The following is an 11,089-nucleotide window of genomic DNA, read 5'->3' as shown; positions in this document are numbered from 1 at the left end:
ACAAGAGGGTTCTCCTTGCCGAATTTGCCTCCGAGCCAAAATTTCAATGCTTTTTAGACTCTATTAATTTAATATTTTTTAAACAAATTTAGTTTTTAAGCTACTTTTGGATTAGTTACTTGTGAATCTTCTATACTACAACCTATTGCCCATATAAATCCAAGTAATTCTCGAGCGACCGCAACTACTGCAAATTTACCAGTTTTTCCTCTAGAAGTTATTCGATTGTACTTTAAATTAAGACGATGTTGAGCTTTCCAAGAAATCCTTTGTGCTTCGAGTGGTTGACCAACTTGTCTTTTCTTTAATTCACCTTTGAGAGATGGACGATGACGATATGACCAGGAACATTCTACTAAAGCACGACGAATGTGAGAATTTCCAACCTTCGTTATAGAGCCCTGCCAACGAGTTGATCCACTTGAGTATTCTTTAGGGACCAAACCTGCATAAGACATTAATTGTCTTGGGGTTGAAAAACGAGAGAATTGTCCAATTTCAGCAACTAGGGTGACAGCAGTAACCTCAGCTACACCTCTAAGCGTTTGAAGGGCTTGAATGACAGGTGCATGTTCGCTTCCAATTGCTTCTTCGTGAATCTGAGTTTCAATACGCTTCATTCTTTCTTCTACTTCATAAATAGAATGAAAATATTCTTGGAAAACAATTCTTAATGATTGTTTCTCAAAAGTGAGTGAATTCAACCAAGCACGATATTTTACTGTCCAATTACGAACACCTTGTGGTGGGCGAATTTCATGACGAAGTAAGAAATGGATTAGTCTTTGGCGTACTCTTTGTAAATCTTCTCGAGTATCGAATCGAGCACGAATTAAATCTCTCAAGGCTTCATGAGTTTCATCTGGTACCCATACAGAAGTTAGTTCACCAGCACGAAGTAGCTGTGCTAACCGTAAAGAATCACGGCGATCCGTTTTTACTCGATCTCCAGCACGTCTCGGAATGAGAGTTGGTGCAACCACGATACATTCAATATCCATTGATAAAAGCTGACGGTAAATACTATATCCGCAAGAACCAGCTTCATAACAAACAAGTAATTTTTCTGGATCACCTAACTTCTTGAAAAGCTTACGAATACTTTCAGGAGTATTTTGAATATTCCCGTGAAATCTTGGTTCTCCACGTCCTTCTTCAGCAATACCAACAGAAATAATCTCTTTTGAAACGTCTAAACCAACAAATTTTTGACTATCCTTCATAATACACGGCTCCTTTTGTTTGTAGCTCTACATTTGGTTTTGGTAGGCTTTTTGATTACTACCATTTTTGCCAAGTGCAACCTACGTTAAGCAAAATGGAGCCGTTTCGTTCATTATGACTAACGTGCCATTTACTTTAATAAAAAAAGACCACCGAAGTAGTCTATCGTTGTTCAACTAAAGCGCCCGTTTACTGAAGATCATTTCTAGTTAAATTAGTATTAAAAAGATTGTTTCTTCTTAAAGAAGCGCACACGTTAACCAACCAAAAAACAGAGCTTCACCACAGGCAATGTAAGAAAATTACGTTCTTACATGGTAGGTTGATTGAAATTAGGAATCCTACAAATTATGTGTTACACTTTGTTTACCATTTGATTTACTGTTTTCTGTTTTCTGTTTTCTGTTTTCTGTTCCCTACTCATTAGTGAGTGGGGTTTTTGTTTTTTTAGAAAAATAAAAAACAGACTCAAATTAAGAGCCTGTCCATGTTTGTTATTATAATTAAGCCTTGCGAACGTTAGCTGCTTGTGCTCCACGTTGACCTTGCTCAAGGTCAAAAGTCACTTCTTGACCTTCATCTAATGTTTTGAACCCTTCGCCTTGGATAGCTGAGAAATGAACGAATACGTCTTCTCCACCTTCACGTTCGATGAAACCGAAGCCTTTTTCGCCATTAAACCATTTTACTTTACCTTTTTCCATGTTTGTTGCCTCCTAGTGTGTTAGTACACACAATGTATTACTATCCTTGCTCTCAGTGATCATCAAGACGAAAAGTTTTACTAATATTATCCTTTACACCGAACAAAAATAATTCACCTTTAGAATAGCATTTTTTGAATTTGTTTGCAAGGTTACTATATATAAGTCGAATTTTCAGCTTCTCATTAAAGTAAACACTCAATTTAATTTTGTGCAGAATTTATAAACACAATAAAGTGTCTTTGGTTGTTCTTGTTCAACTAAAGCATGCGTTAGTCATAATGAACGAAACGGCTCCTTTTGCTTAGCGTAGGTTGCACTTGGCAATAATGGGAGTGAATTAAAAGCCTACCCAATCCAAATGTAGAGCTACAAACAAAAAGGAGCCGTTTATATTATGAAGGATAGTCAAAAATTTATTGGTTTAGACGTTTCAAAAGACATTATTTCTGTTGGTATTGCTGAAGAAGGACGTGGAGAACCACGATTTCACGGTAATATTCAAAACACACCTGAAAGCATTCGTAAACTTTTCAAAAAGTTAGGCGATCCAGAAAAGCTACTAGTTTGCTATGAAGCAGGTTCATGCGGGTATTGTATTTACCGTCAGCTTTTATCAATGGATATAGAATGTATTGTAGTCGCACCTACTCTAATTCCGAAAAGAGCTGGTGATCGAGTAAAAACAGACCGTCGTGATGCACTAAGACTAGCTCAGCTTCTTCGAGCTGGAGAGCTAACTTCTGTTTGGGTGCCTGATGAAAACCATGAAGCTTTAAGAGATTTAATACGTGCTCGATTTGATACTCGTGAAGATTTACAAAGAGTACGTCAAAGACTTGTTCACTTCTTACTACGTCATGAAATTCGCCCACCTCAAGGTGTTAAAAATTGGACAGTCAAATATCGTACTTGGTTGAATTCACTCACTTTTGAGAAACAATCATTAAGAATTGTTTTCCAAGAATATTTTCATTCTATTTATGAAGTAGAAGAAAGAATGAAGCGTATTGAAACTCAGATTCACGAAGAAGCAATTGGAAGCGAACATGCGCCTGTCATTCAAGCACTTCAGACATTAAGAGGAATAGCTGAGATTACGGCTGTAACACTAGTCGCTGAAGTTGGGCAATTTTCTCGTTTCTCAAATCCAGCACAACTAATGTCTTATGCAGGACTTGTTCCGAAAGAATATTCCAGTGGATCAAATCGTTGGCAAGGTTCTATTACCAAAGTTGGAAATTCACATATCCGACGTTCTTTAGTGGAAGTATCTTGGTCTTATCGCCATCGTCCATCACTAAAAGGTGAATTAAAAAAGAGACAAATTGGTCAACCACTCGAAGCACAAAGAATTGCCTGGAAAGCTCAACACCGTCTTAATTTAAAATACAGTCGAATCACTGCTAGAGGGAAAACAGGTAAATTCGCAGTAGTCGCAGTCGCTCGAGAATTAATTGGATTTATATGGGCAATTGGTTGTAGTATCGAAGGTACACAATTATCCCAATCAAAAGTTGCTTAAAAGTAAAACCACACCAATTATTACATATTAAATTAATAGCGTCTAAAAATATTGAAATCTTGGCTCGGAGGCAAATTCGGGAAGGAGAACCCTCTTGTGCAACTATGCATTAGGTTTAATAACTGAACATGCGCCGTTAGATCGAGGCAGCTCCGTAACGGATAAAATGAAATGTGGTAACCAACCCACGCATATCAGACTGTAAATCACCGTTAATTTATTTGCCTTCGTGCCAAGCTTTTAAGACATTATCTTTTCTTTAAAAACAAAAAAAATCTACTATTATAGAGTTGTAATTCACAGACTTAGAAAATCTAATTTTTAAATTCTAGGTTGGTAGTCTTAATTTAAGTCTGTCTAAAAAATGAAAAATCCCTAAATTAAAACCTTTTTGGTTTGGTGGTTTGACAGTTTCGTTCATATCAGTTGCATAAGAAAAGCAAAGAACCTTCTATGTAAGAAGGTTCTTTTTCTATTCTCCAGTTTCAGCAAACTGTTTAATACGAAGACCAATTTGATCACGAACTCTTTGGAATACACTCCATTCTTGACTTGCTGGGTCATCAAATCCCCAATGCACACGATTCACATGTGGTGGTGTAACTGGACATACATCATTCGCATGACCACATAAAGTCACCACTAAATCTGCATTGTTTAAAATGTTATTATCAATTACATCTGATGTTTGTTCACGGATGTCGATTTCAACTTCATCCATTGCTTTAACTGCATTTGGATTCACACCGTGTGCTTCAATTCCAGCTGATAGGACGTTCCATTTATCTCCTAAATATTTTTTTCCCCATGCCTCTGCCATTTGGCTACGGCAAGAGTTCCCAGTACATAAGAAGTAAATTGTTTTTTTATTATCTGCCATGTGTATTCCACCTTAGTATAAATTTATATTGTTTTTTCTTTTGCAAAGTATTTTCTTCTCATCCACAATGCTGCGTTAACCAACGCAATCATTACGGGTACCTCAACCAAAGGACCAATTACTGCTGCAAATGCTGCTCCTGAATTAATTCCAAACACTCCAACTGCAACTGCAATTGCTAATTCAAAATTATTACTTCCAGCTGTGAAAGCTAAAGTTGTTGAAACTCCATAACTTGCTCCCGATTTCTTCCCTAAGAAGAAAGAAACAAAGAACATAATGATGAAATAAATTAATAAAGGAATTGCGATACGAACAACATCCAAAGGAAGTTCTACAATTACTTCTCCCTTCAATGAGAACATCACAACAATTGTAAACAATAATGCAATTAACGTAATTGGACTGATTTTAGGAATAAATTCTTTTTCATACCAATCTCTACCCTTGGCTTTTACAAGTATCAATCTAGTAAATAGTCCTGTTAAAAATGGAATTCCTAAATAGATGAAAACTGATTTTGCCACTTCTGGCATTGTAATATCGATTGACATACCTTCTAAACCAAAAACTTTTGGTAATACTGTTACGAAGAAATATGCGTAAACAGAGAAGAAGATCATTTGGAAAATGGAGTTAAAGGCTACTAATCCAGCCGCATATTCTCGATCTCCATCAGCTAAATCGTTCCATACGATAACCATTGCAATACATCTTGCTAAGCCAATCATTATTAAACCGACCATATACTCTGGATAATCTCTTAAAAAGATAATTGCTAATAAAAACATTAATACTGGTCCAATTAACCAGTTTTGAATTAATGATAGAAATAATACTTTTACATCTTTAAATACTCTTCCGATCTCTTCATAACGAACTTTAGCCAGTGGCGGATACATCATTAAAATTAATCCGATAGCTAAAGGTATTGAAGTCGTTCCAACCTGTAATTTGTTTAGGTTATCTATAAATCCAGGTGTTGAAACGCCAAGAATTATCCCAATTGCCATTGCTACGAATATCCAAAGGGTTAAATATCTGTCTAAAAATGATAATTGTTTCATTCTCTTCTCCTTTTACACACTAACAACAAGAATTAACTTTAGATTCAGTGGAAGTCTTACAACAAGACGTATTTTCTATTTTTTGAACTTCACTATCTGCTTTTGTATAGAAGAATTCCCACTCATTTCCGTCTGGATCTGTTACCCAAAACTTATCTTGAACAGCATAACAACAAGTTGTATCCATTTCTTCTCGTGCGAAGAAACCTTCTTTTTCTAGTCTTTCCTTATGAGTTAAGATTTCTTCAGCTGTTTCAACTTGGAAACCAAAGTGATTTACTTGATTACCCTCAACTTGATCACGAACATTTAGCGTGAAATTAAGACCTGGATTTTCTAACAGGAATTTCGCATACCCTTCTTTCACTTTAACGGGTGCCAAACCAAATACCTTTTGATAAAAAGTAATTGATGCCTCTAAATTTGTTACGTTAACCCCTACATGAACATATTTCATACAGAATTCCTCCCTTAATTTTTTAAATCAAAAAAATTTGATTTAATGATTAAAAAAATTTAACAACAATTACTGTTACGTTTACCTTTATCTGATTTTCGGAAAATACAACAAAGCTCTTCTGATAGCAAGTTGTTAACTTCTGTGTCGTTCAAGTCATAATAGCTCCATGTACCTTTCGTCTCTTTTACAATGAGCCTTGCATCCAGTAAGATTTTCAAATGATACGAAAGCTTAGATTGTGTCATATCAAACGCTTCCGTTAAATCACATACACATGTACTTCCTCTTTGGCAAAGCTCATACATGATTTCTAGACGCTTCTGATCAGCTAACGCTTTAAATTTCTGCTCATATTTCTGGAACTGTTGTTTCATCTCAGTCATGTGTTTTCTCCTTAATCAAATTTTCTTGATGAATTAAGTATATGTCAATTTAATAAATAAATGCAATATATTAATCAAAAAAAATTGATTTTTTTAAAACTTTTTATTCAACTAGTCTGCCATTTTGTTGAATAAGAAAAAGCGATCCTCTATTGAAGAATCGCATGCGTCAGTTCAATAAGTGGGTATGAAATTTCAGTTGTTTAGTTCTTTGAACAACAATGATTTATTTTTATCTACATACATAATAAGGTCATCAAATATGTTTCTATCTTCTGAAGTGATATATAGTTTTTCTGCAATTTCACAAATCCTGTCTGACATAATATCATATGCTGAGCCATGCGTTTCACTAAAGTCTTGTATGCTAAATTGTTCTTGATTATTTGTATTAGCTCTTAAATGTGTAGTAGAAATATTATTCTCATCCAATATACTCTTAATATTCTTCAATATAATATAATCTTGTTCGGCATGTATTTTTTCTAAGGTTTCGATTGTATCGTTTATAAAAACTCCACTAGAATTTTCAAGAAAACCCAATATACCTTCCATAGCAAGTTCAGTATCGAAATTAATTAATAGAATAATATCTCTTATTACATCAGGTATTTTATAAAAATATTCCACTTCGAATATAAAATTATTTTCATCATCATATAAGTTTGATGCAATTTCTTCTATGATTTCCTCTCCAGATTTACATTTCAATTGCGCCAATGAAATAAGATTATTAAGAAATTCAGGATAATACATATCACTCATATCTAAACCTACCTTTAAATTCTTTTACACGTACAACTTTAAATAAATTCTACAACTACTCTCTAAATTCTTGTTCAACTAAACTGCCATTTTGTTGAATAATAAAAAAATCGACTAAGCAGCCGATCTTGTTGAGCAACTAATGCAATGCTTTAGTTGAATAGGTGACTTAAATAGTTATGTACCAATTAATTTTTATTGGTACTTTTCTTTTGCTTAAGAATTTCCACTGGAACAAAAAAAGAAACGCAAATAAATGATATAACTACTAATATGGTCACCGTATATCCAATACCTTCTGATAAAAATTTTATAGGTTTTAAACCAACTGACTTTAATGTTATATAAGTAAAGTGATACAAATATGATAAAAAAATAAATATTATAATATCCTTAATAATTTGCTTCCAATTTATTTTTTTTGATTCGAAGTAATAAATAACGTTCTCCCCAATTGGATAGAAAATTATATAAAAAAGCATGTCACTTAAATTAATGTCTTTCCCAATTAATAGTAAAATAACAAATAATATACCTATAATGACTAAAGGTTTTAATCCATTTTTTAAGAACTGTTTCCTTATTTTATTAAAGAAAGATCCCATGAGGTAGCTCCTTAGAAATTTGCATTTATTTGAATTTATATAGCCAATCTTGTTGTTCAACTAATGTATTGTGTTAGTTCAATAAGGAATATTATTAATTGGACTTACTCAATGAAAATTAATCATACTGAATTAAAACACCGAACATCAATATAACTAATCCCAATCCAATTACTAAAATTTGAATATAAATTAATTTTGCTTTTTCAATAAATGAGTCATAAAACCACCAAAAAAAATGACATAAGCCAACTATTAATATTTAATGTATTCGACTTTAATACATCTCTCAAATCTTCCTTAAGCATATAACCTAAAAAAGCTATTATTGCTCCTATAACTATAAAAAACAACTTTAATATCCAAAACCAAAACATAAGTAACCCCCGTATGGTAAATAAGTTAACAATATAAATTCTAAGTTTATTGTATCTAATATTTCGACCTTTGTAATTTGGGGGATTATTGCTTTTTTTCATTGAAAATCAAATAATCCTTATTGAACTAAACTGCCATTTTGTTGAATAAGAAAAAGCGATTTTCTATTGAAGAATCGCATACGTTAGTTGAATAAGTAAAAAGTGAAAAAACAGTACAAATGCTATCGAGATGCTTAAGTACTGTTTTTATATTCATGATTATCTTACTAAAATGTACTTGCTAATTTAACAGCTCTTTCAAGACCTGTTGTAATTATTTGTTCAGCTTTATCAGGGAATTTATTGTGACCTTCAATCACTACTGTCTCTATATCTTTCACACCGAAGAAGTTCATCATACTTGCAACATATTTAACAGCCATTTCTACGTTAGCTGCTGGTCCTTCAGAATAAATACCACCACGTGCATTTAATAAAACCATTCTTTTATTTCCAATTAGTCCAACTGGTCCATCTGGTGTATATTTAAATGTTTTACCTGCTCGATTTAAGTAATCAATATATGTGTGAAGTACAGCAGGTACCGCTAAGTTCCATAATGGGAATGCAAACACAACTTTATCAGCTTCAAGAAATTGTTCTAAATATTTATCAGCAACAGCCACAGCTTTTGTTTCTTTAGCTGTTAAATCTAATCCTCTACTAGATTTAAATGTGCCGTTAATCATATCTACTCCAACATATGGCAATTCTTCATTGTATAAATTAAGCTCTATCACTGTGTCGTTTGGATGTGATTCTTTGTAGCTTGCTAAAAAAGCCTCATATAATTTCACACTCACTGATTGGTCTGCTGGGCGATTGTTTGCTTTTATAAATAAAACTTTTGTCATTATTTTTCCTCCTAATATTCACTTAAAAAGGTCGTTCTTTTGGTAATTGATTTGCATTTGATTTTACAATTTTTTATTAAACCTAAACTCCATTTCTCCACCCATTGCTTCAGGTGTATCGCCAGTTTCTCTAAAATCATGAGTATAAATTTGTTCAAACAGTCCAAAATCTACTTGTTTATAAAACTCATAACAAGGGAATCCATCATGTGTTCCTTGTATATTGATAACACCATCCTTTTTAACATGTACAGTTAAAAGATAGTCAACGGGAGGAGCATACTCATTTAATGGGTTGCTAGCACTTGCACTCATTTGAAACTTGACGTCACCAGAACCCCATTCAATATCAGAGCATACAATACGTTCTGTTCTAGCTTTTCCTGTTCTTTTATTAACGGCACCATCTGGGGTCGTGACTCTTTCCGTTGTTATACCAGTGTTCGCATATGTGAAAATTTCTTTTTTGTAAAAATCTACAATTACTTCTTGTTCAATTCTGGAACGCATAGTGTTTACAGCATGCGGTGTAAATTCGCGTGAGTCCCCTTCGAAAACTATTACGTTTCCTGTTTGAATATCCTTTTTAGGATCAGTCCAAGACATTGGAATAAATACGTTTGCTCTAATTTTCACTATATTAGCTATGAGAAACACCTCTATAATTTTATTTATGGTAATACTTTTATATCTAGATTATCGTTTTAAAACTGTATTCCATTTCTCCAGCTAGCGCTTTTGGAGTGTCACCAGTTTCTCTATAATCATGTGCATAGATTAATCTAAATGGACCAAAATCTACTTGTTTATAAAATTCATAGCAGGGGAACCCATCATGGGAACCTTCAATATGTGCAACTCCACTTTTTTTAACACGTATCGTTAATAAATAGTCAGCTGCAGGTGCTGCTGTATCTAATGGGTTAGTAGCACTTGCCTTCATTTCAAAAGAAACTTCATCAGTACCCCATACAACATTAGTACATACAATGTTTTCTATACCTGTTTTTCCTTCTTTATAATCAATAGAACCATCAGGATTTGTAACTTTCAGAGTTACGATACAAGCATCTGCAGATGTGAAAATTTCTTTTTTATAAAAATCAATAATCACTTCTTGCTCCAATCTTGATCGCTTTGTGTGTACAGCGTATGGTGTAAATTCACGTGCATCACCAGCATATACGAGCACCTTTCCTGTTGCAGGATTTTCAATAGGTTCCAACCAAGCATACGGTGCAAATACACTCCCTCTAATTTTCAAGATATTAGCCATGAGAACCCTCCGTTGTTTATTAATTTTTATTTCAGTGGATCTTATATCTTTATTAATATAGTCAATTTGATTGACTATATTTCGTATAGTACAATAGGTTTTATATATAGTCAACTTAATTGACTTCATCCGAGGAGGTTTTACTGATGAAAAATCAATTATTAAGTGAATTGGATCTTACATCACTTTTATCAGTATCTTTTAGTGTTTTGATTAATGAACTTCATGACAGATTGAGTGAATTAGGCTTTGAAGATATTAGACCTGTACATGGTTTTATGTTAAAACGTATCATTCCGAATGGAGCAACAGGTATTGAAGTAGCTGAATATCTAGGAATTTCAAAGCAAGCAGTGAGTAAAATGGTGGATTATCTTGAGAAAAGTGGTTATGTAATGCGCCAAACTCATCCTACTGACAAGAGAGGGAAAATTATTGTTCTGACTGAACGTGGTTGGTTAGTAGTGAAAGCTAAAGAGGAGATTCTAACTAAGATAGAACAACGTTGGATTGACAACATAGGTGCTGAACGTATGCAGATGCTCAAAGAGGATTTAACAAAATTAGTTTATGAAGCAAACGAAGGTGAATTATTATCCAAGTTAAGACCTGTTTGGTAAAAATAAAGTCAATAAAGGGGATCAACCACACATCCATTAACATACGAAACAAATGAATCCCAGTATACTTCGATTTTAAAAAATTAGTTATTTAAGCATAAAGTTGCCGAAAANNATTTTCGGCAACTTTATGCTTGAACAAAATAATAAAACCAAGTGAAAGAGTGTAACTTTTTGGCAAAGATATGCTTTATTAGATGGCAAATTTATGGTTTAACTTACATATTTGTGTGATTTGAAGCATTATTGAGGATGTTCATTAATCGAACATCCTCTATTTCATGTTCAACTAGTCGAGTAGAATGGA

The 11,089-nt window shown here is 33.5% G+C and carries 12 protein-coding genes; 2 read left to right on the top strand and 10 right to left on the bottom strand.

All coding sequences use genetic code 11. The annotated features are described in order from the left end of the window. Nucleotides 1-95 precede the first annotated feature (95 nt). Together CN946_RS22490 and CN946_RS22485 are read right to left on the bottom strand one after the other, a co-directional pair. Nucleotides 96-1,223, bottom strand: coding sequence for an IS110 family RNA-guided transposase (locus CN946_RS22490; RefSeq protein ID WP_098863070.1), 1,128 nt, complete (start codon nucleotides 1,221-1,223; stop codon nucleotides 96-98). Between the two features lie 504 nt (nucleotides 1,224-1,727). Further along, nucleotides 1,728-1,928 carry a cold-shock protein gene (locus CN946_RS22485; protein ID WP_069034332.1) on the bottom strand — a complete coding sequence of 67 codons (201 nt, stop codon included), beginning with the start codon at nucleotides 1,926-1,928 and terminating at the stop codon, nucleotides 1,728-1,730. A 397-nt stretch (nucleotides 1,929-2,325) separates the two neighbouring features. Between CN946_RS22485 and CN946_RS22480 the strand changes: the two genes are divergently transcribed. Further along, complete coding sequence (locus CN946_RS22480; protein WP_098863069.1) at nucleotides 2,326-3,453, top strand: IS110 family RNA-guided transposase; 1,128 nt, start codon at nucleotides 2,326-2,328, stop codon at nucleotides 3,451-3,453. A gap of 472 nt (nucleotides 3,454-3,925) precedes the next feature. On the opposite strand, the gene arsC is transcribed toward CN946_RS22480, so the two are convergent. From arsC to CN946_RS22435, 8 genes are all read right to left on the bottom strand, one after another. Beyond that, the gene (gene arsC / locus CN946_RS22475) at nucleotides 3,926-4,333 is read right to left on the bottom strand and encodes an arsenate reductase (thioredoxin) (protein WP_098863068.1); all 408 of its coding nucleotides are present in this window, start codon (nucleotides 4,331-4,333) and stop codon (nucleotides 3,926-3,928) included. Between the two features lie 23 nt (nucleotides 4,334-4,356). Further along, entirely contained in the window at nucleotides 4,357-5,400 is a 1,044-nt protein-coding gene (gene arsB / locus CN946_RS22470; protein WP_098863067.1) for an ACR3 family arsenite efflux transporter, read from the bottom strand. A 19-nt stretch (nucleotides 5,401-5,419) separates the two neighbouring features. After that, a complete protein-coding gene (locus tag CN946_RS22465; protein WP_098863066.1) occupies nucleotides 5,420-5,857 on the bottom strand; it encodes an ArsI/CadI family heavy metal resistance metalloenzyme in 438 nt (145 codons plus the stop codon). A 59-nt stretch (nucleotides 5,858-5,916) separates the two neighbouring features. Further along, nucleotides 5,917-6,234 carry an ArsR/SmtB family transcription factor gene (locus CN946_RS22460; RefSeq protein WP_098863072.1) on the bottom strand — a complete coding sequence of 106 codons (318 nt, stop codon included), beginning with the start codon at nucleotides 6,232-6,234 and terminating at the stop codon, nucleotides 5,917-5,919. A gap of 204 nt (nucleotides 6,235-6,438) precedes the next feature. Continuing rightward, the gene (locus CN946_RS22455; protein WP_098863065.1) at nucleotides 6,439-7,008 is read right to left on the bottom strand and encodes a DMP19 family protein; all 570 of its coding nucleotides are present in this window, start codon (nucleotides 7,006-7,008) and stop codon (nucleotides 6,439-6,441) included. Nucleotides 7,009-8,259: 1,251 nt separating this feature from the next. Beyond that, nucleotides 8,260-8,886 carry an FMN-dependent NADH-azoreductase gene (locus CN946_RS22445; protein WP_098863063.1) on the bottom strand — a complete coding sequence of 209 codons (627 nt, stop codon included), beginning with the start codon at nucleotides 8,884-8,886 and terminating at the stop codon, nucleotides 8,260-8,262. 63 nt (nucleotides 8,887-8,949) lie between these two features. After that, nucleotides 8,950-9,534, bottom strand: a complete 585-nt coding sequence (locus CN946_RS22440; protein WP_098863071.1) for a DUF3238 domain-containing protein — start codon at nucleotides 9,532-9,534, stop codon at nucleotides 8,950-8,952. A 43-nt stretch (nucleotides 9,535-9,577) separates the two neighbouring features. Continuing rightward, nucleotides 9,578-10,162, bottom strand: a complete 585-nt coding sequence (locus CN946_RS22435) for a DUF3238 domain-containing protein (RefSeq protein WP_098863062.1) — start codon at nucleotides 10,160-10,162, stop codon at nucleotides 9,578-9,580. A 146-nt stretch (nucleotides 10,163-10,308) separates the two neighbouring features. On the opposite strand from CN946_RS22435, the gene CN946_RS22430 reads away from it, so the two are divergent. Beyond that, a complete protein-coding gene (locus CN946_RS22430; RefSeq protein WP_098863061.1) occupies nucleotides 10,309-10,782 on the top strand; it encodes a MarR family winged helix-turn-helix transcriptional regulator in 474 nt (157 codons plus the stop codon). Nucleotides 10,783-11,089: the final 307 nt, after the last annotated feature.

The sequence above is a fragment of the Bacillus sp. AFS053548 genome (genome assembly GCF_002575105.1).
Lineage (GTDB): Bacteria > Bacillota > Bacilli > Bacillales > Bacillaceae_G > Gottfriedia.
This window is presented reverse-complemented; position numbering and strand designations above follow the sequence as displayed.

What these genes read in the sequence shown, in the direction of transcription:
- CN946_RS22490 (WP_098863070.1), bottom strand. Translation starts at nt 1,223, where the DNA reads ATGAAGGATAGTCAAAAATTTGTTGGTTTAGACGTTTCAAAAGAGATT.
- CN946_RS22485 (WP_069034332.1), bottom strand. Translation starts at nt 1,928, where the DNA reads ATGGAAAAAGGTAAAGTAAAATGGTTTAATGGCGAAAAAGGCTTCGGT.
- CN946_RS22480 (WP_098863069.1), top strand. Translation starts at nt 2,326, where the DNA reads ATGAAGGATAGTCAAAAATTTATTGGTTTAGACGTTTCAAAAGACATT.
- arsC (WP_098863068.1), bottom strand. Translation starts at nt 4,333, where the DNA reads ATGGCAGATAATAAAAAAACAATTTACTTCTTATGTACTGGGAACTCT.
- arsB (WP_098863067.1), bottom strand. Translation starts at nt 5,400, where the DNA reads ATGAAACAATTATCATTTTTAGACAGATATTTAACCCTTTGGATATTC.
- CN946_RS22465 (WP_098863066.1), bottom strand. Translation starts at nt 5,857, where the DNA reads ATGAAATATGTTCATGTAGGGGTTAACGTAACAAATTTAGAGGCATCA.
- CN946_RS22460 (WP_098863072.1), bottom strand. Translation starts at nt 6,234, where the DNA reads ATGAAACAACAGTTCCAGAAATATGAGCAGAAATTTAAAGCGTTAGCT.
- CN946_RS22455 (WP_098863065.1), bottom strand. Translation starts at nt 7,008, where the DNA reads ATGAGTGATATGTATTATCCTGAATTTCTTAATAATCTTATTTCATTG.
- CN946_RS22445 (WP_098863063.1), bottom strand. Translation starts at nt 8,886, where the DNA reads ATGACAAAAGTTTTATTTATAAAAGCAAACAATCGCCCAGCAGACCAA.
- CN946_RS22435 (WP_098863062.1), bottom strand. Translation starts at nt 10,162, where the DNA reads ATGGCTAATATCTTGAAAATTAGAGGGAGTGTATTTGCACCGTATGCT.
- CN946_RS22430 (WP_098863061.1), top strand. Translation starts at nt 10,309, where the DNA reads ATGAAAAATCAATTATTAAGTGAATTGGATCTTACATCACTTTTATCA.